General features: G+C 54.2%; 20 protein-coding genes and 2 tRNA genes. 8 read left to right on the top strand and 14 right to left on the bottom strand.

Annotation, left to right across the window (positions count from 1 at the left end; genetic code table 11):
* Positions 1 to 132 precede the first annotated feature (132 nt).
* On the bottom strand, positions 133 to 2,034 hold the full coding sequence (locus tag IB213_RS11330) for a propionate--CoA ligase (RefSeq protein ID WP_192406566.1): 1,902 nt from the start codon (positions 2,032 to 2,034) through the stop codon (positions 133 to 135).
* 275 nt (positions 2,035 to 2,309) lie between these two features.
* On the opposite strand from IB213_RS11330, the gene IB213_RS11325 reads away from it, so the two are divergent.
* Positions 2,310 to 2,618 (top strand): H-NS family nucleoid-associated regulatory protein, encoded by a 309-nt coding sequence (locus IB213_RS11325; RefSeq protein WP_191724690.1) that lies wholly within the window; start codon positions 2,310 to 2,312, stop codon positions 2,616 to 2,618.
* Positions 2,619 to 2,696: 78 nt separating this feature from the next.
* Here IB213_RS11325 and IB213_RS11320 read toward each other — a convergent pair whose 3' ends face one another.
* From IB213_RS11320 to rraA, 12 genes are all read right to left on the bottom strand, one after another.
* On the bottom strand, positions 2,697 to 4,259 hold the full coding sequence (locus tag IB213_RS11320; protein ID WP_192406564.1) for a PAS domain-containing methyl-accepting chemotaxis protein: 1,563 nt from the start codon (positions 4,257 to 4,259) through the stop codon (positions 2,697 to 2,699).
* Positions 4,260 to 4,604: 345 nt separating this feature from the next.
* Positions 4,605 to 4,681, bottom strand: a tRNA-Pro gene (locus IB213_RS11315).
* A gap of 103 nt (positions 4,682 to 4,784) precedes the next feature.
* Positions 4,785 to 4,861 (bottom strand) — tRNA-Pro (locus tag IB213_RS11310).
* A gap of 105 nt (positions 4,862 to 4,966) precedes the next feature.
* Positions 4,967 to 5,293: an integration host factor subunit alpha gene (locus IB213_RS11305; RefSeq protein ID WP_191724692.1), complete on the bottom strand. Its 327-nt coding sequence runs from the start codon at positions 5,291 to 5,293 to the stop codon at positions 4,967 to 4,969.
* An 8-nt stretch (positions 5,294 to 5,301) separates the two neighbouring features.
* Complete coding sequence (gene pheT, locus IB213_RS11300; protein ID WP_192406562.1) at positions 5,302 to 7,758, bottom strand: phenylalanine--tRNA ligase subunit beta; 2,457 nt, start codon at positions 7,756 to 7,758, stop codon at positions 5,302 to 5,304.
* 172 nt (positions 7,759 to 7,930) lie between these two features.
* A complete protein-coding gene (gene pheS, locus IB213_RS11295) occupies positions 7,931 to 8,983 on the bottom strand; it encodes a phenylalanine--tRNA ligase subunit alpha (RefSeq protein WP_191724694.1) in 1,053 nt (350 codons plus the stop codon).
* A gap of 115 nt (positions 8,984 to 9,098) precedes the next feature.
* On the bottom strand, positions 9,099 to 9,461 hold the full coding sequence (gene rplT / locus IB213_RS11290) for a 50S ribosomal protein L20 (protein ID WP_191724695.1): 363 nt from the start codon (positions 9,459 to 9,461) through the stop codon (positions 9,099 to 9,101).
* A gap of 26 nt (positions 9,462 to 9,487) precedes the next feature.
* On the bottom strand, positions 9,488 to 9,691 hold the full coding sequence (gene rpmI, locus IB213_RS11285; protein WP_191724696.1) for a 50S ribosomal protein L35: 204 nt from the start codon (positions 9,689 to 9,691) through the stop codon (positions 9,488 to 9,490).
* Between the two features lie 171 nt (positions 9,692 to 9,862).
* Positions 9,863 to 10,477 carry a translation initiation factor IF-3 gene (gene infC / locus IB213_RS11280; RefSeq protein WP_192406560.1) on the bottom strand — a complete coding sequence of 205 codons (615 nt, stop codon included), beginning with the start codon at positions 10,475 to 10,477 and terminating at the stop codon, positions 9,863 to 9,865.
* 77 nt (positions 10,478 to 10,554) lie between these two features.
* Positions 10,555 to 12,474 (bottom strand): threonine--tRNA ligase, encoded by a 1,920-nt coding sequence (gene thrS, locus IB213_RS11275; protein ID WP_191724698.1) that lies wholly within the window; start codon positions 12,472 to 12,474, stop codon positions 10,555 to 10,557.
* A gap of 315 nt (positions 12,475 to 12,789) precedes the next feature.
* Positions 12,790 to 14,121, bottom strand: coding sequence for an isocitrate lyase (gene aceA / locus IB213_RS11270; RefSeq protein WP_192406558.1), 1,332 nt, complete (start codon positions 14,119 to 14,121; stop codon positions 12,790 to 12,792).
* Between the two features lie 294 nt (positions 14,122 to 14,415).
* Positions 14,416 to 14,922: a ribonuclease E activity regulator RraA gene (rraA, locus tag IB213_RS11265; protein WP_192406556.1), complete on the bottom strand. Its 507-nt coding sequence runs from the start codon at positions 14,920 to 14,922 to the stop codon at positions 14,416 to 14,418.
* 119 nt (positions 14,923 to 15,041) lie between these two features.
* Between rraA and IB213_RS11260 the strand changes: the two genes are divergently transcribed.
* The 7 genes from IB213_RS11260 (at position 15,042) to hemP (ending at position 18,433) form a co-directional block, all read left to right on the top strand.
* Positions 15,042 to 15,257, top strand: coding sequence for a hypothetical protein (locus tag IB213_RS11260; RefSeq protein ID WP_192407195.1), 216 nt, complete (start codon positions 15,042 to 15,044; stop codon positions 15,255 to 15,257).
* Positions 15,182 to 15,481 carry an SWIB/MDM2 domain-containing protein gene (locus tag IB213_RS11255; RefSeq protein ID WP_191724700.1) on the top strand — a complete coding sequence of 100 codons (300 nt, stop codon included), beginning with the start codon at positions 15,182 to 15,184 and terminating at the stop codon, positions 15,479 to 15,481. Before IB213_RS11260 ends, IB213_RS11255 begins: the two co-directional genes overlap by 76 nt.
* A gap of 177 nt (positions 15,482 to 15,658) precedes the next feature.
* A complete protein-coding gene (locus IB213_RS11250) occupies positions 15,659 to 15,931 on the top strand; it encodes a bacterioferritin-associated ferredoxin (RefSeq protein ID WP_191724701.1) in 273 nt (90 codons plus the stop codon).
* Between the two features lie 142 nt (positions 15,932 to 16,073).
* A complete protein-coding gene (locus IB213_RS11245) occupies positions 16,074 to 16,793 on the top strand; it encodes an energy transducer TonB (protein ID WP_192406554.1) in 720 nt (239 codons plus the stop codon).
* Positions 16,794 to 16,814: 21 nt separating this feature from the next.
* Positions 16,815 to 17,543, top strand: coding sequence for a MotA/TolQ/ExbB proton channel family protein (locus IB213_RS11240; protein WP_191724703.1), 729 nt, complete (start codon positions 16,815 to 16,817; stop codon positions 17,541 to 17,543).
* Positions 17,544 to 17,546: 3 nt separating this feature from the next.
* Positions 17,547 to 17,957 (top strand): biopolymer transporter ExbD, encoded by a 411-nt coding sequence (locus IB213_RS11235; RefSeq protein ID WP_191724704.1) that lies wholly within the window; start codon positions 17,547 to 17,549, stop codon positions 17,955 to 17,957.
* Between the two features lie 260 nt (positions 17,958 to 18,217).
* Positions 18,218 to 18,433 (top strand): hemin uptake protein HemP, encoded by a 216-nt coding sequence (hemP, locus tag IB213_RS11230; RefSeq protein ID WP_191724705.1) that lies wholly within the window; start codon positions 18,218 to 18,220, stop codon positions 18,431 to 18,433.
* A 176-nt stretch (positions 18,434 to 18,609) separates the two neighbouring features.
* Here hemP and IB213_RS11225 read toward each other — a convergent pair whose 3' ends face one another.
* Positions 18,610 to 19,017 (bottom strand): heme-binding protein, encoded by a 408-nt coding sequence (locus tag IB213_RS11225; protein WP_191724706.1) that lies wholly within the window; start codon positions 19,015 to 19,017, stop codon positions 18,610 to 18,612.
* Positions 19,018 to 19,097 lie beyond the last annotated feature (80 nt).

Genomic DNA, 19,097 nt, shown 5'->3' with positions numbered 1-19,097 from the left:
ACGCTGCTGGCGATGCAATCAAAAAGGCGGTCTATGCTGAGACCGCCTTTTTTCATTACTGATGGCCTTACGCGAAAAAAGCGAACACCAGTAAAGCACATGCTAACGCCCTAGGCGTTTTGGACACTGCACTCAAGAGTGCAGCAGCTCCTTGACCTGCACCAGTGCGGCCGGATCTTCCATGGTTGTCAAATCACCAGGATCCCGATTTTCTGCAACGGCCTGCAATGCACGGCGAAGCAATTTACCACTGCGTGTTTTAGGCAATGCAGTGACAAACAATACGCGTGACGGCCTGGCCACTGCGCCCAGTTGGCTGTCCACCAGTTTCATCACCTCAGCTTCCAGGCTGGCTCGCTGCTGCGCATCAGACACTTTGCTCGCATCGCGTACGACGGCAAATGCCATCGCTGCCTGACCTTTCAAAGCATCTGCCACCCCGACAACGGCAACCTCAGCGATTTCTGCATGCGCAGAAATACTTTCTTCGATTTCGCGTGTGCCCAGACGATGTCCAGCCACATTGATCACGTCATCCGTACGCCCCAAAATAAAATAATAGCCCTGTGCATCGCGAACACCCCAATCGAACGTGCTGTAGATCTGCTTGCCCGCAATGCTCTGCCAGTAGGTGTTAACGAAACGCGCATCGTCCCCCCAAACGGTTTGCATGCAGCCAGGCGGCAAAGGGCCTTCAATAGCCAAAACACCTTTTTCATTGGGCGCCGTCAGCTCTTGCCCGCTTTTGTCATCAATCAGTTTGACGTTGTAGCCATATACGGCCTTACCAGGGCTGCCAAACTTGCTGCTTTGCTGTTCAACACCATTACACAAAGTCATGATGGGCCAGCCCGTCTCTGTCTGCCAGTAGTTATCAATGATGGGCACTTGCAGGGCATCGCTGATCCACTGCGCCGTAGGCTCGTCCAGAGGCTCTCCCGCCAGCCACAGAGCCTGCAAGCTCGAAAGGTCGTATTTACGCAAATACTCAGGATCATGCTTTTTCAGCACACGCACAGCGGTTGGTGCTGAAAACATGTGGGTGATGCGATATTTTTCTACCAGGCTCCACCACACTCCGGCATCTGGCCGGATTGGCAGCCCTTCGTAAAGCACGGTAGCCATGCCTGCAATCAAAGGGGCATAGATGATGTAGCTATGCCCCACCACCCAGCCAATATCACTGGTACAGAAGAAGGTTTGCCCGGCTTTGGCATTGAAAATATGCGGCATGCTGGCCGCAAGTGCCACGGTATACCCCCCCGTGTCGCGCTGCACACCTTTAGGTTTACCTGTCGTGCCGCTGGTGTAGAGGATATAACTTGGGTCGGTGGATTCGACCCAGGTACATGGCACTTGGGCCTCCATGTATTTAGAGCGTAAATCTGTCCATAAATGGTCTCGCCCGGCACGTAAATCCATGGGCGCCAAACCACGGTTGACCATAAGCACCGCCTGTGGCTTGTGGCTGCTTAGCTTCAATGCTTCATCCAGCAACGGTTTATAGGCAACCACACGGCCACCACGTGAACCCGCATCTGCGCTCACAATCACTTTGGGCTGCGCATCTTCAATGCGCGACGCCAGCGACAGCGAAGCGAACCCCCCAAATACAACACTGTGAATAGCCCCCAGGCGCATACAGGCCAGCATGGCAAATACCGCTTCAGCAACCATCGGCATGTAAATTTGAACCCGATCGCCTTTGCCCACACCAAACGACTGCAAAACGGCCGCCATCCGCTGCACTTCGGCATGCAGCTGTCGGTAGCTATAGGTTTTCTCAGTATCGGTCTCGGTAGAGACTGCAATCAGCGCTGCTTGATCGGCGCGTTTGGCCAAATGCCTGTCCAGCGCGTTGTGACACAAATTCAATTGCCCACCGACAAACCAGCGCGCAAAAGGTGGGTTGCTGTAATCACAAATTTGGACGGGCTTTTGATGCCAGTCGACCAAAGCCGCCTGTTCTTGCCAAAATCCATCGCGAGTTTGAGGCTCTATTGAGCGCTGATAGAAATCTGCAAATCGCTCCATGGGGAGTGTCTCCATATCGTTTTAAGTTACAGCCATTATTCATTGGCCTCTTTCGATAAGCTGACACGCCATTTAGAGCACTGTGCAATGCGTCATTGAACAGAAAATTGAAGTGAACACCTGCGTATTTGAAAAATACAACAAAATCATTGCATCCATTAACCATTCCAGCCTGTTTAATTTCCACTGCTCCTATAGAATAAAGAGGCATTGGTTAGTGATCTGCTTTGCTTTGCTTTGCATTTCCTTTCTTTCTGACTCAATACTTGAAATCAATGACTACCTATAAAGAACTGCTGGCTCAGCGTGCCGAACTCGAAAAACAAATTGAAGCTGCGCGCAAAGATGCTCTGTCTTCTGCTATCGCCCAGGTTCGCGCGATTGTTGCGGAATACGAGTTGACAGAAGAAGACGTTTTCTCCAAGAAAACTACTCGTACCGCATCCACTGGTACCAAGACCGTTGCTCCGAAGTACCGCGACCCGATCACAGGTGCCACCTGGACCGGCCGTGGCAAGCCACCACTGTGGATTGCAGGCAAAGACCGCCTGAACTTCCTGATTCAGGATCAGACTGCTGCCTGAGATTACTCTTGGCCCAGCAAAAAAGCCCAAGGCAATTGCCTTGGGCTTTTTTTAGGTCTCTTGCCCAGCGCAGCAGACTTACATGCGGAAAACTTCCAGCGTTCTTCCCAATACGCCTGCATTGGTACTCATGCCTTGCGCATCTCCTGCAGACTCCTCAGCCTGGCGGGCGTTTTCCTGAGTGACATTGTCCAGGTCGTTCAATGCAGCGTTAACTTGCCCAATACCCGCCGCCTGCTGGCTGGTCGCATCTCCCATCGCACGCATCAAGCTGCTTACATGGGCAACCGCCAAAACCACATCTGCAATGGTGCGTCCGGCACCTTGCATGCTCTCAACGCCTTGGTTGATTTGGGCGTTCGAATCAGAAATTAAGCGGCGAATCTCTCCGGCCGCTTGCGCGCTGCTCTGCGCCAGAGCTCTCACCTCGCCGGCCACAACCGCAAATCCACGGCCTTGCTCGCCCGCACGGGCGGCCTCCACTGCCGCATTCAATGCCAAGATATTGGTTTGAAAAGCAATCGACTCAATCGTGGCAATAATCTGCCCCATCTGCAACGATGACTGCCGAATGCTTTGCACCAAAGCACCCACGTGCTCCATCGCTTCGCCACCCTGCTTGGCAAGCTGCGCGCTCTTGGCACTTTCTTGCATCACTTCCTGCGTGGTCTGCTGAGACCTCACCACCGTCTGCGCCAGGGACTGCATGGTGCTCGCCGTCTCTTGCAGCTTGCCAGCTTGCACATCGGTGCGCTGCGCCAAATTGCTGGAGCCTGCAGAAATACTTTGCGACAAATGCGTAAAACTATTGATTTCATGGCGCGCATCACCCACCACCGCACGCAGGTTGATATGAATTTGGTGCAGGCGCTCCATCAGCAGGGCCATCGGATGGCGGCCTTCGAGCAATGCGGGCAAATGGCTATTGAGCTGGCAGCCTGCCAGTGCGCTGGCTAAATCATTGACCTGGGCAAAAGGCGCTGTCACACGGGCATGTAAACGCCACAATGCAAAGCCCATCAAGATGAGCAGCACTGCAGATTGCACTGCCAGCTGCCACCCTTGCGTCCAGCCCATCCACGGAAAAACCATTGCCACCGCAAACACTGGCAGCAACATCAGGGCCATGCGCTGTGTAAACGTCAAACGCTGCCACTTGCCCCAGTGGTTGCGCAGCCCAGTGACACGCACATGCCCTGCATGCAAAGCGATCTCAGGGCTGGATTGCCCACGCTGGGCATGCAGCTGCGCATAGAGCGCTTGCGCGGACTGCACCTGTTCGCGCGTCGGCTTGGCACGCACTGACATATACCCCACGGGCTTACCGTCTTGCATGATGGGCGTGACATGCGCAGCCACCCAGTAAAAGCTGCCATCTTTGCGACGGTTCTTGACCAGCCCCTTCCAGCTGCGGCCATGACCAATGGTGGCCCACATGTCACGGAACGCTTCCGACGGCATATCAGGATGGCGCACCATATTGTGTGGCTGCCCCATCAGCTCCTGCATGGTGTAGCCGCTGACGCGCTCAAACGCCGCATTACAGTGAGTGATGTGCCCTCTGCTGTCGGTGGTAGACATCAGCAGCTCATCTGCAGGGTAGTCAAACTCTTGATCAAAAACTGGCAAATTTTCACGCATACGTCTAGATTTTTCCAGGCCGCCATCGCCATGCATTCAAGCAAAAGACACTGTGTGCAGCCAATTTTCAAGAACGATTTCCTGAAGCGAGAAATGCTAGCGAGATCGAACAGTCCTTTTGACTTCGAGCAGCCATTTCATTGCAAAGAATTTACAGGTGTTGCGCTAAGTACAGAGGCGCCATCCTAGGACTTGACATCTGCAACTTCCGATGGTCGTTTGGGCTTTTTGAAAGTGACTGCCTGCCCCCATCCCTTGCGTGAGATAAGCGCAGCAACCGCAATGACCGTCTGCACAGGCAAAGAAAAAGCCTTCTGATTTTTCAATCAGAAGGCTTGTCTTTATTGGTCGGCGTGGCGGGATTCGAACTCGCGACCCCTTGCACCCCATGCAAGTGCGCTACCTGGCTGCGCTACACGCCGAAGCCTTAGATTATATCTTGGTTTTACACCCACTTTCAAAACGCTAAGGACATCTTGAAAGTGCAACAAGCCAGATTTTCACCTGGCTTGTCAGAGATAAGTTTGGTCGGCGTGGCGGGATTCGAACTCGCGACCCCTTGCACCCCATGCAAGTGCGCTACCTGGCTGCGCTACACGCCGAAGCTCAAATTGTAATCCATTTTTTGTAGCATCCAATGCAAATCAGACGCCACAAAACTCAGATTACGCTCAATCTCTCAAGCGCCAGAATCTGATCCTCACCTTTTAGCCCTGAATCTGCTCCTTGAGCTTGGTACTGGCATGGAACGTCACCACGCGGCGGGCTTCGATCGGAATCAATTCACCCGTACGCGGATTGCGCCCCGGCCGTGGTGCCTTGGTGCGAATTTGGAAATTGCCAAAACCCGAGAGTTTGACCTCCTCGCCTTGAACCAGACTGCTGGCGATCAGATCAAAGTACGCATCGACCATTTCTTTGGCCTCGCGCTTGCTCACACTCAATTGGTCAAACAACAGATCAGCCAGCTGCGCCTTGGTCAAGGCACCCGCTGCCTCCAACTCGCTGTCCAACAACACTTTGTTAGCTTCCATGGTTCACCTTACCCGCGCAGGCGGGCCTCCAGTTGGGTTTGCAACGCAGTAATGGCACCTTGCATGGCGGCATCGATTTGCACATCAGTCAGCGATGCCTCTTCGCTGCCCAGTGTCAAGCGCACGGCCAGGCTCTTTTCATCTTGCGCCAAGCTGCCTGGCGCAGCATCTTCACCAGCTTTGAGCTTCTTCGGGCGGAACACGTCAAACAGCACCGCATTGCGCAAAATACCGCTTGGCACGCCTGCAGCAACTGCCGCCATGACTTGCGCATGGGTGACGCTTTCCTTGACCACAACAGCTACATCACGCTCTACCGCCTGGTGCTTGGAGACAGCCTGGAACACAGGCACTTCACGCGCCAGTACCGCATCGAGTTCCAGCTCAAACAGCACAGGTGCCTGGGCCAGATCCCAGCTTTGACGCCACTTGGGGTGCAACTCACCCACAAAACCGATGGCCTTGCCGTTAACCACGACGCGGGCGCAGCGGCCTGGGTGCATGGCGGGGTGCTCAGCAGCTTCAAACACAGGCGTGAATGGAGCCAGCAACGCTTCTACATCGCCCTTGATGTCGTAGAAATCGACCTTCGTATCAGCCACACCCCATTGCTGCTGAGATGCAGCGCCATAGGCCAACCCGGCGACCCGCATGGGCTGATAAAAGCCCTTGACGGTGGTGTCAGACTCCAGCACCGACGCGTCCTTAAAAAACACACGACCCAGCTCAAACACGCGCACGCGAGATGCTTTGCGATCGACGTTGAACTTCAGCACCTGCACCAGCGAGCCAATCAGGCTCGAGCGCATCACGCTCAGTTGGCTGGCAATCGGATTGAGCAGCTTGATGGGATTGGTGTTGCCCGCCAGCTCAGCTTCCCACTTTTCTTCAACAAAGCTGAAGTTGATGGTTTCCTGATAACCCAGCGCAGCCAGTGCATGGCGCACCGTGTAAGGGCTGCGCTTGTTTTCAGCACGCAACTTGGGCGAAATAGGGGCCAATGGCTTTGTGGTGGGCAGGTTGTCGTAACCAATCATGCGCGCCACTTCTTCAATCAGATCTTCTTCCAGATTGATGTCAAAGCGGAAAGTGGGCGCCGTCACACTGATCACACCCTCTTGTGCCACCACCGCAGGCAGGCCCAGGCCATTCAAGGCGTCCAGGCACTGCTGCTGGGTCACGGGCATGCCAATCACTTTGGCGGCACGCGCCACGCGCAATTGCACGGGCTTGGCTGCGGGCATATTCGGCTTGTGGTCATCCATGGCACACACTTGCGTGTCTGGCGTGCCGCAGATTTCCAGCACCAGCTGCGTAATGCGCTCAATGTGCTCCACCGTGAATTCAGGGTCCACGCCACGCTCAAAGCGGTGGCCCGCATCGGTGGAGAAGTTGAAGTGGCGCGAGCGGCCAGCCACCGCCTTGGGGAACCAGAACGCGGCTTCGATATAAATGTGTTGGGTGTCATCAGACACCGCCGTGGCATCGCCACCCATGATGCCTGCCAGTGACTCGACCGCCTGGTCATCGGCAATCACACCAACCTTGATGAAGTCGTCAAACTGCACCGTATTGCCATTGAGCAGCTTGAGCGTCTCGCCCACATGGGCCCAGCGCACATTCAAACCACCGTGGATCTTGTCCAGATCGAAAATGTGGCTGGGGCGGCCCAACTCAAACATCACGTAGTTGGAAATATCCACCAGTGGCGACACCGTACGCTGGCCGCAGCGTGCCAGACGGTCCACCATCCACTGGGGCGTCTTCACCTGCGTGTTCACATTGCGCACAATGCGGCCCGAGAAACGGCCACACAGATCAGGTGCCTCAATTTTTACAGGCAACGTCTCCTGCGAAGCCACCGGCGCCAGCGGGTAGTCCATCGCCTTCAGCGGTGCACCTGTCAGGGCCGACACTTCACGGGCAATGCCGTACACGCTCAGGCAGTGCGCCAAATTGGGCGTGAGCTTGAGGGTGAACAAGGTGTCATCCAGATTCAGGTATGCGCGAATATCCTGACCCAAAGGCGCATCGGCAGGCAGCTCCAGCAGGCCGCCAGTGTCTTCGGCAATACCCAGCTCTTTGGCCGAGCACAACATGCCGTAGCTGGGCACGCCGCGCAGCTTGCCGATTTTGATCTTGAAGGGTTTGCCATCGGGGCCCGGTGGCAGCTCAGCACCCACCGTGGCGCAAGGGATCTTGATGCCCACACGCGCATTGGGTGCACCACAGACAATGCTCAGCAATTCAGGGGCACCCACATCCACCTGACACACACGCAGACGGTCAGCGTCAGGGTGTTGCACGGCTTCTTTGATTTCGCCCACCACAATGCCAGTGAAAGCAGGTGCGACGGGGTCCAGCTCTTCAACCTCCAGACCCGCCATGGTCAAAGTGTCGGCCAGTTGCTGGGTGGTCAGATTGGGGTTGCAGTATTGGCGCAACCAAGATTCAGGAAATTGCATAGTCAGGCTCTTTGGCTTTCATGCCAGCACCCTCTTGTTGCTCAAGAGGCCGTTGCTGGCTGGGCTGCATAAATACAAAAAAAAGAGCTACTCAGGCTTACCAACACTTGTTTTCAGCATAAAAACCATCTGAAAACCTTATGGAATAAGCGTTAGCCGCTCTCTTTATGAATTACTGAAATTGCGACAAGAAACGGATATCGCCGTCAAAGAACAAGCGCAAATCGTTCACGCCATAACGCAGCATCGTCAGGCGGTCGGGGCCCATGCCAAAGGCAAAGCCAATGTACTTTTCTGGATCCAGGCCCATGTTGCGCACCACGTTGGGGTGCACCTGTCCAGAGCCTGCCACCTCCAGCCACTTGCCGGCCAGCGGGCCGCTTTGGAACTGGATGTCAATTTCCGCCGAAGGCTCGGTGAACGGAAAAAAGCTGGGGCGAAAACGCAGCACCAGATCATCTGACTCAAAGAAGGTCTTGCAAAAGTCAGTGAACACGACCTTCAAGTCCTTGAAGCTCACGTTCTCACCAATCCACAGACCTTCGCACTGGTGGAACATGGGGGAGTGAGTGGCATCCGAGTCCACACGGTAAGTGCGGCCAGGTGCAATGACGCGGATCTCCGGCATACCTTGGCCAGCATCGATCGCATTGCGGTATTTTTTCACATGCTGCACCGCATGACGCACCTGCATGGGGCTGGTGTGCGTGCGCAGCAAGTTGGGCGCGTGCTCGGTGCCGCCTTCTACGTAGAAGGTGTCGTGCATCGAGCGTGCGGGGTGATCTTCCGGCGTGTTCAGTGCCGTAAAGTTAAACCAGTCGGATTCAATTTCGGGGCCTTCGGCCACATCAAAACCCATGGAGCCAAAAATGCCCTCAATGCGCTCCATCGTGATGGACACAGGGTGCAGACCGCCCGCGCCACGGCGACGGCCGGGCAGCGTCACATCCAGCACTTCGGCCTTCAGATGGGCTTGCAGCTCTGCATCAGCCAAGGCCGTGCGGCGGGCTGTCAAGGCCGCTTCAATCGCCTGCTTGGCCACATTGATGGCAGCACCACGCGACTTTTTCTCTTCGATAGAAAGCTGCGCCATGCCCTTCATGAGCTCAGTCATCTTGCCCGACTTGCCCAGAAACTGCGCCTTGGCATTTTCCAGATCAGCGGGGGTGTGGGCCTGCGCAAACAACTGTTGCGCGCTTTCGACCAGAGAATCCAACTCGTTCATATCGACTCTTTAGCGACGATTAAAAATAAACAAGGGCTAGCGCCTTTTCAAGCTCTAGCCCTTGCTGATTGTGCGCCAGTAGCTACTACATCACTAGCAACTACCGATCGTTACCTCAAGCAGCAGCCAGCTTGGCCTTAACTTGGTCAACGATGCTGCTGAAAGCAGCCTTGTCGTGCACAGCGATATCGGCCAGCATCTTGCGGTCGATTTCGATGGAAGCCTTCTTCAGGCCGTTGGCGAACTGGCTGTATGTCAGACCCAATTCACGAGCAGCGGCGTTGATACGGGCAATCCACAACTGGCGGAAGACGCGCTTTTTAGTACGGCGGTCACGGTAGGCGTATTGGCCTGCCTTCATCACCGCCTGCTTGGCGACGCGGAAGACGTTACCGCGACGACCGCGGAAACCCTTAGCAAGGGTCAGAACTTTTTTGTGACGGGCACGGGCCGTTACACCACGTTTGACGCGAGGCATGTGTTTTCTCCTAGTTCGTCAGTGAATTACAGACCAGCGCCAGGCAACATCTTTGCGATGGAGCCCATATCGCCTTCATGCACGGAGACAGTGCCACGCAGGTGACGCTTGTTCTTCGTGGTCTTCTTGGTCAAGATGTGACGCTTGAAGGCTTGACCGCGCTTGACGGTACCACCGGGACGAACGCGAAAACGCTTCTTCGCACCGCTCTTGGTCTTCATTTTGGGCATGTTAATGCTCCTATTTTTTGTGCTCGTGAGGCGTTTGCGCAACTTTGCGCAATCTTGTTGGCCCCGAGACACTTCTTGGTTGCTGGCTCTCACCAGCGTTTTAGCAACTTTTGCAAGCTGCAAAACAGAAACCTGCCCTTGCGGGCAGGTTCCCTAAAATTCTAACTCAGCTTACGCCGCGTCGCTGCTTGGTGCGCTATCAGCCACAGGCTTGGCACTGGCAGACGTGGGCTTCTTGCGAGCCGGGGCGATCATCATAACCATTTGGCGGCCTTCCAGCTTGGGAAATTGCTCAACTTGGATGATGTCAGCCAACTCATCACGCAGGCGATTGAGCAAATCAAGGCCCAATTGCTGGTGCGTAATTTCGCGACCACGGAAACGCAAAGTCACCTTCACCTTGTCGCCATCCGCCAAGAACCGGCGAATATTGCGCAACTTGATGCCATAGTCTCCATCATCGGTACCAGGACGGAATTTCACTTCCTTGATATCGATAACGGTTTGCTTGGCCTTGGCTTCTGCCGCCTTCTTTTGCTCCTGATATTTGAACTTACCGTAGTCCATCAAGCGACATACGGGAGGATTCGCAGTAGCGGCAATTTCCACCAAATCAACGTCTAAGTCACCAGCCATGCGCAGTGCTTCTTGAATAGAAACAATACCGATAGGCTCATTTTCTGGACCAGACAAACGCACTTCAGGCGCCATGATTTCACGGTTCAGACGGTGTTTACGTTCCTCGCGGTGGCGACGATCACGGAATTCTGTAGCTATGGCTCTCACCCTAAATTCATATCGCTACGAAAAGCGTAGCTGCTTGCATTGATGAAGATAGCGCAACCAGGGTTGCGCCACTTGCATCAGACTTTGTTGTCAATATCGCTGGACAGCAATTCAATGAATGCGTCTACCGACATTACGCCCAAGTCTTTATTACCTCGGGCACGCACAGCGACGGTGCCTGCCGCTTTTTCCTTATCGCCAGCGACAAGGATATAAGGCAGCTTCTGCAATGCATGCTCGCGTATTTTATACGTGATCTTTTCATTGCGCAGGTCAGACACCACCTTAAGGCTTTGATGAGGCAGTGCTTTTTGCACCTTTGCCACAACTTCCTTTACGTAATCGGCTTGTGCATCAGTAATGTTGAGCACGGCAACCTGCTCAGGAGCCAGCCAAACGGGCAATGCGCCTGCAAATTGCTCAATCAAAATACCAATGAAACGCTCCATGGAGCCAACGATTGCACGGTGCAGCATCACAGGGCGGTGGCGATGACCGTCTTCCCCTACGTACTCAGCATCCAAACGCTCTGGCATGGAGAAGTCGACCTGGATCGTGCCGCATTGCCACTGACGGCCCAGTGCATCTTTCAAGGTGTACTCAATCTTAGGTCCGTAGAACGCACCATCACCTACCGCGATCTGGTAGTCGCAGCCCGATGCTTTCAGCGTATCAAACAACGCTTTTTCGGCTTTGTCCCAGCTTTCATCTGAGCCAATGCGCGCTTCAGGACGGGTGGCGACCTTGTAAATAATTTCGGTAAAGCCAAAGTCTGCATAGACCTTTTGCAGCAGCGTTGTGAAGTCCAGCACTTCCTTTTGAATCTGGTCTTCAGTACAAAAAACGTGTCCGTCATCTTGCGTAAAGCCTCGCACACGCATGATGCCGTGCAAGCCGCCAGTGGGCTCGTTGCGGTGGCACTGACCAAATTCACCGTAGCGCAACGGCAAATCACGGTAACTTTTGATGCCTTGCTTGAAGATCAGAATGTGGCCCGGGCAGTTCATGGGCTTCAAAGCGTAATCACGCTTTTCAGACTCAGTCACGAACATGTTGTCGCGATATTTATCCCAGTGGCCGGTTTTCTCCCACAGTGTCTTATCCAGAATCTGAGGGCCTTTGACCTCTTCGTAACCATTGTCACGATAGACACGGCGCATGTACTGCTCAACCTCTTGCCACACGCGCCAGCCCTTGGGGTGCCAGAACACAGTGCCGGGCGAGCATTCATCAATATGGTAAAGGTCCAGCTCACGGCCCAGGCGGCGGTGATCCCGTTTTTCCGCTTCCTCAATGCGCGTGATGTAAGCCTGCAGATCTTTCTTATCCGCCCAGGCAGTTCCGTAAACGCGCTGCAGCTGTTCGTTCTTGGCATCACCACGCCAATAAGCACCCGCCAGCTTGGTCAGCTTGAATACTTTCAAAAAACGGGTGTTCGGCACATGGGGGCCACGACACATGTCCACATACTCTTGGTGGTAATACAGGCCCATCGCCTTCTCGTCGGGCATGTCCTGCACCAAGCGCAGCTTGTAGTCCTCTCCACGCTCCTTGAAGATTTGAATGACCTCATCGCGCGGTGTCATTTTCTTAATGACATCGTAGTCTTGCGCGATCAGCTCTTTCATGCGCGCCTCAATGGCGGCCATGTCTTCTGGCGTAAAGGGACGCTCGTAAGAGATGTCGTAGTAAAAACCCTCATCAATGACCGGGCCAATCACCATCTTGGCAGTGGGGTACAACTGCTTGACCGCATGACCGACCAAATGGGCGGCGGAGTGGCGAATAATTTCAACACCCTCTTGATCTTTAGGGGTGATGATTTGCAGCTTCGCGTCCTGCTCGATCAGCTCGCAAGCATCCACCAAGCGGCCATTGACCTTGCCTGCAACGGTATTTTTTGCCAATCCAGGGCCAATTGACGCAGCAACCTGCATCACAGTAACGGGACCCTCAAATTCGCGTTGCGAGCCATCAGGAAGAGTGATCTTTAACATGAAAATCCTTAGCTATCTTTGTCTGTAACCGTAGCGCACGCGCCGCTGCAAAAGCAAAGCGCGGAACTTGTCCGCGCTTTATGGATAACAACCCTGGGCATGCGCGAACTCACAGCCTTACTGGCTGTGCAACATCTCCGTGCTTGTCGTTCGCGGTGTCATAACCAGAATGCCTTTCTCGCCCTTGTTGGTTAGCTCTTTCGCCATTTTAGCGTCGTACAAACAAAAAAACCCGCAGCCAAAGCTGCGGGCATACGCCGCGCCATACATTTGCATGGCCTGAAAGCGCCCCACCACGCTTTCAAGCGGTATAGATCAGTGGAACTGCTCTTCTTCGGTCGAACCGGTCAATGCCTTCACAGAAGATGAACCACCTTGGATGACCGTGGTCACGTCATCAAAGTAACCTGCTCCCACTTCTTGCTGGTGCGACACGAAGGTGTAGCCCTTTTCGCGAGCAGCAAATTCTGGCTCTTGCACCATGTTCACATAGTGCTTCATGCCCTCGCCGCGAGCGTAAGCATGGGCGAACTGGAAGCTGTTGTACCAGTTGATGTGAATACCCGCCAAGGTGATGAACTGGAATTTGTAACCCAAATCCGACAGTTCCTCCTGGAACGAAGCGATCTGGCTGTCGTTCAAGTTCTTCTTCCAGTTGAACGAGGGCGAGCAGTTGTAGCTCAGCAGCTTACCTGGGCATGCAGCATGCACAGCCTGGGCAAACTCACGGGCAAAACCAATGTCAGGTACACCGGTTTCGCACCACACCAGGTCCGCATAAGGGGCATAGGCAACACCGCGGCTGATGGATTGCTCCAGACCATTCTTGACGCGGTAGAAACCTTCCTGCGTACGCTCACCCGTCAGGAATGGCTTGTCATTGGCATCATGGTCTGAAGTGATCAGATTGGCTGCTTCAGCATCAGTGCGTGCCAACACGATCGTGGACACACCCATCACGTCTGCAGCAAAACGGGCCGAAATCAACTTCTCGCATGCTTCATGGGTTGGCACCAGCACCTTGCCGCCCATGTGACCACATTTCTTCACCGCCGCAAGCTGATCCTCAAAGTGAACGCCCGATGCGCCAGCAGCGATCATGTTCTTCATTAATTCAAAAGCATTCAGCACACCGCCAAAGCCCGCCTCCGCATCTGCCACGATGGGCAGAAAATAGTCAATGAACGCTGCATCATCAGGATTGACGCCACGGCTCCACTGAATTTCATCTGCGCGCTTGAATGTATTGTTGATACGGCGCACCATGGTTGGCACCGAGTCGTAGGCATACAGAGACTGGTCCGGGTACATGGTTTCGGAGGTATTACCGTCAGCGGCCACTTGCCAGCCCGACAAATACACAGCCTCCAGGCCTGCCTTCGCTTGCTGCATCGCTTGGCCAGCAGAAATCGCGCCAAAAGCGTTCACATAGCCCTTATTGGCTCCGCCGCTGATTTTCTCCCACAGCTTCTCTGCTCCGCGCTTTGCCAAAGTGTGCTCTGGCTGAAGGCTGCCGCGCAAACGCACAACATCAGCAGCGGAGTAACCACGCTTAACACCTTTCCAACGAGGGTTTTGCGCCCAGTCTTTTTCCAAGGCGGCAATTTGCTGTTCGCGGCTCAGTTGCTGGTTCAGGGATTCAGGCATGTTGATCTCCATTCAAAGTAAAGCAAGGTGTTGAAACTTGGCGCCGTTTGTTGTTCGGCTTGGAGATAAATTTAAGTCTTATAGAAGAGTTAATCAAGCTCTTATATCTTATACAAGACAAATATTTATGCCCATGAAAAACAATAACTTATGCTTGTTTATCTCAATGTGAAATCACATTCCTTCAAGTGAGATGGTTTTGCTGCAGTGCAACACCTCTTCATTTCACATTGCGAAATCACATTGATACTCAGTGAAAAAACACAGATCACTGAGCCGCCACAGACCACTTCATCAGAGATGCAGCGCAGTTGCTGCAATCACAATGCCATCTTCATCGGCATACAGCCAGTCGCCAGGCTGGAGACGCACCCCCGCTATATCCACCACCGCGTCTTTTTGTCCTTCACCACGTTTATCCGTGGGCATCGGCATCAGGGCAAGGGCACAAATCCCGACCTCAGCGGCTCGCAACTCAGCAGCATCGCGAACACAGCCGTAGACCAGCACGCCAGCCCAACCATTGTGAGCGGCTGCAGCCGCCAAATTGCCACCGACCAAAGCTTTGCGCAGCGACCCGCCACCATCGACGACCAGGACGCGTCCTTGTCCGGCGGTATCCAGCGCCTGCTTGACCAGGCTGTTGTCCTCAAAACACTTCACGGTTGTCACTTGCCCTGCAAATTGCATCTTCCCCCCGAAATGCTGAAATACCGGGGGCAAGACGCGGAACGCTCCGCTCTCATCAGATTTGTACACGTCACAAAAATCGCAAGTTTGAAAAGCAATCGTCACCGCCATCTCCTAGTTTCTTTGCATGCAATCCGCCACTGTCACAGCAGCCATCTGGCGCGCATAGTCCCACCAGAGCCTCAGATTGCAAAGAATAGATACAGTTTTTAGGCAATTTACGTGCTGTGATGCAACAAATCACTGGAAAAAATGGTTCGCCCGCTTGGAAAGCCGAATTTTTCCCATTAGCATCTGCCTCAACCAGCTCTGACAAGGTCACGAACTCAGAGATACTGGCGCAAAACTCATCCCAAAAAGGAAAGCAAAAATGGCAACTGCAAAGAAGGCAACTGCTGCAACAGCAGCTCCCGCAAAAAAGCGCACTCCTAACGCAGCCTTCATGAAGCCCCTGACACCCAGCGCTGCTCTGGCTGCTGTGGTGGGCAAGGAGCCCCTGCCCCGCACTGAAATCATCAGCAAGCTGTGGGTCTACATCAAGGCCCACAACCTGCAAGATGCTGCCAACAAGCGCATGATCAATGCAGACGCCAAGCTCAAGGAAGTGTTCGGCAAGCCACAAGTTTCGATGTTCGAAATGGCTGGCCTGATCGGCAAGCACGTCAGCTGATCGACACAGCTTTCAACGAACCGGCTTAGGCCGGTTTTTTTACGCCTGCATGCAGGGCATCAGTGCCTCTTTCAGCACCGGATTGACCCGATGGATAGAAAGTGTTTGCAAATGCGATGAATTCGCATTTATAATTCGTTCCACCATATCAATAGCCAGCCACAACTGTTTGCAGCCATGATCGTTTGTGTATGCCACCGAGTTTCTGATCGCGAAATCGCACACCATGCGCATGCAGGGATGAGTTTCGACGAAATCCAATTTGAGCTTGGTGTGGCCACCCAATGCGGTCGCTGCGAGACCTGTGCACGTGACGTGGTAGCCAAGTGCTGCTCCAAGGGCAATACTGCGGCTATCCACAATGAAACCGTTGTTCAGACAGTTCAGCTTGCCACCCCTATTTTGGAGAGCAAAGCATGGCATTCTTCTCAACTATTGCAGGCAGTCTGATTTTGGTTTTAGGCTGCTCATGGTGGATTTTCCGAAAATAGGGTTTTTGTAACTTTCGCCTTCGCGTACGATTTCGCGCCTCCCCTGCACATGGCCACCATGGCTGGCCACACCGGCTGTGTCAGCTGGTTTTTTGATATTTATGCTTTCCTCCGAACATCTCGCCCCTCACGGTTCTCTTGGCAAAAAAACCATGATTACCGGGATGGTGCTGGCACTGCATGCTGCTGGTATCTGGGCATTGCAAAATGGCATGAGCCGCCCGCCAGAGCCTCAAATCATTGCTGCGGAAGTGATTGCGCAGTTCATTGCACCACCCGCACCAGAGCCTCCAGCAGCGGCACCGCCAGCCCCCCCTCAGCCACAGCCCCCCAAACCGACACCCAAGCCCCAGCCTCCCAAGCCAAAGCCCACACCGGTACAGAAAGCGCCGCCGTTGCCCAAAGCCATTACGGATCCCACACCGGCCCCGAATGCACCAAAAGGCACGTTGGATAGCACCCCGGCGCCCGTGGCTGAAGCAGCTCCGCCAGCACCTCCTGCTGCGCCTGCTGCTCCTGCACCTCCGTCAGGCGGGGCCGTGCAGTTGCCCTCCAGCAATGCGGCTTACCTGAACAATCCGCGCCCTAGCTACCCCTCAATCAGCCGTCGCATGAGCGAGCAAGGCAAAGTCTTGCTGCGCGTGCTGGTGGATGAAAACGGATCGCCTCAACAAATTGAGATCAAGCAATCCAGCGGTTTCGACCGCCTCGACAAGGCAGCCCTTGCTTCTGTTCAGAAGTGGCGCTTTGTCCCCGGTAAACGCAATGGTGTTCCAGAAGCCATGTGGAACATCGTGCCCGTCAATTTCGTTCTCGAATAAACAGTCATCTCAGGAGTTTTCATGGAATCCCAATTCGGCATTGCCCACGTCTGGGCGCAAGGCGACTTTGTCACCCGTGGCGTGGCCATTTTGCTGCTGATCATGTCTGTGGCATCGTGGGTCGTCATCATCGTCAAGGCACTGGGCCTGATGAAATTCAAGAAGTACGCCAAGGAAGCCAAAGATTTCTGGCACAGCGAGGACTTCGGCTCTGGCCTGAACAAGCTGGATGCAGATCCCGCCAACCCTTTCCGCTATCTGGCACTGGAAGGGCGCGAAGCCATCTCTCACCACCGCAAAACCAGCGCGCACTTGCATGACACACTGGATGTCAGCGACTGGGTGACCCGCTGCTTGCGCAACGGCATTGATGAATTTACTGCACGCATGCAATCGGGCCTGGCCATCTTGGCGTCCGTTGGCTCGACCGCACCTTTCGTGGGCCTGTTTGGTACTGTGTGGGGCATCTATCACGCACTGATCGTGATTGGCACTTCAGGCCAGGCGTCGATCGACAAGGTGGCTGGCCCTATTGGCGAGGCGCTGATCATGACCGCCTTCGGTTTGGCTGTGGCCATTCCTGCAGTACTGGGCTACAACGCCATCGTGCGCGGCAACAAGGGCGTGCTGGGTAGCTTGAACAGCTTTGCACACGACATGCACGCTTTCTTTGTGACAGGTACCCGCATGACGGTCGACACCACCAGCCACCAAGACAGCAAAGTACTGCCTTTGAAGAAAGGGGCCTAAATCATGGCCTTCGGCACCCAAGACGACAGCGATGATGTCATGAACGAAATCAACATGACGCCCCTGGTGGACGTCATGCTGGTGCTCCTTATCGTGTTCATCATCACCGTGCCTGTCATGAAGCACGCAGTGAACGTGGATCTGCCCCGCGCCTCCAATGAGCCTGAAGTGGTCAAGCCCCAAAACATCAGTCTGTCCATTGATGCCCAGGGCCAGTACCACTGGAACAAGGAAGCCATCAGCGATGAGCAACTGGTGGAACGCCTGACAGCAGAGGCTGCCAAGGATCCTCAGCCTGATCTGCACATCCACGGTGACAAGGAAGTACGCTACGAGCGCATTGCCAAAGCCATGGCCGCTGCACAAAGCACCGGAATCCGCAAGATTGGTTTTGTCACAGAGCCTGAAAAGTAAGGCCTCCGCCCTCCCCGATCCTAAGCCCTGCATAAAGCGCAAGCCTGCAGGGCTTTTTTTCGTCTGCGGAACACATAAAGTGAGCTTTCAGCGCTTATATATCAATGATTTCAACATCTTTTATATCTAAAACCATTGATACATCAGCGTATGCAGCTACTTTTTTTCAAAACACACTTTTTTACGGGTTATCGCAAAATTAGCGTTGACTATTGAATGGGAATAGTTATCATTACCAAAACGTCAACACACTTCGCACCATGCAAGCCACACTATCCCTTCCAAGCGCACGCCGCACTCCTGTTGAGCAGTCCGTACTGGCAGACAGTGCGGTCAGCCAACCTGCTTTGGCACACGACCTGAGTGTGGACAGCGAAATGCTGCTGCGCGGCAAAAAGTCTGTGTCCATCGTGCACAACGGTGCCACCTACCGTTTGCAGTCCACCAAACTGGGCAAGCTGATTTTGACGAAGTAAGTATCTCAACAGTTTCATCGTGGGGCGATGCGGGTGAGGACCTGGCATCGTTTAGGCCAGCCAACAAACCTTCATCGGGCATTGCGTAGCCAGTCCTTTTTTCCACCCAACTGCAACAAAAAAGCGACCTTGAAGGTCGCTTTTTTCATGGACTTCTTTGGCAAAGACTGCGGTGTTTACAGGCCCAGTGCGGCGATGCCGGCATTGGCCACTTGTGCATCTTCGCTAGCCTTGACCCCCGACACACCCACTGCGCCCAGGCACTGACCATTTTTCATGATGGCCACGCCGCCTTCCAGCAAGCCATCGACAAAAGGTGCGCTCAGGAAAGCTGTACGTCCATTGTTGATCATGTCTTCAAATGCCTTGGTGTCCTTGCGGCCCACGGCGGCAGAACGCGCCTTGGCAGGTGCAATGTGCGAAGAAATGGGAGCAGCACCATCCAAGCGCTGCAGCCACAGCAGGTGACCACCATCGTCCACAACAGAGATCGTGACCGCCCAGTTGTTCTTCAGCGCTTCTGCTTCCGCAGCCGCAGCAATTTTCTTGACGTCTGCCAGTTCCAGCTCAAATTTATTCTTCATCGAAATGCTCCCAAGAGGTTTGGTATCCAGCGTTTGAGCATACTGACTCTTGCCACCCCCGCCCCAACCTTCTGCGCAAA

The organism is Comamonas sp. CMM02 (assembly GCF_014851485.1).
Classification (GTDB): domain Bacteria; phylum Pseudomonadota; class Gammaproteobacteria; order Burkholderiales; family Burkholderiaceae_C; genus Comamonas; species Comamonas avium.
Note: the sequence above shows the minus strand (reverse complement) of the source record. Positions and strands in the feature narration are given on the sequence as shown.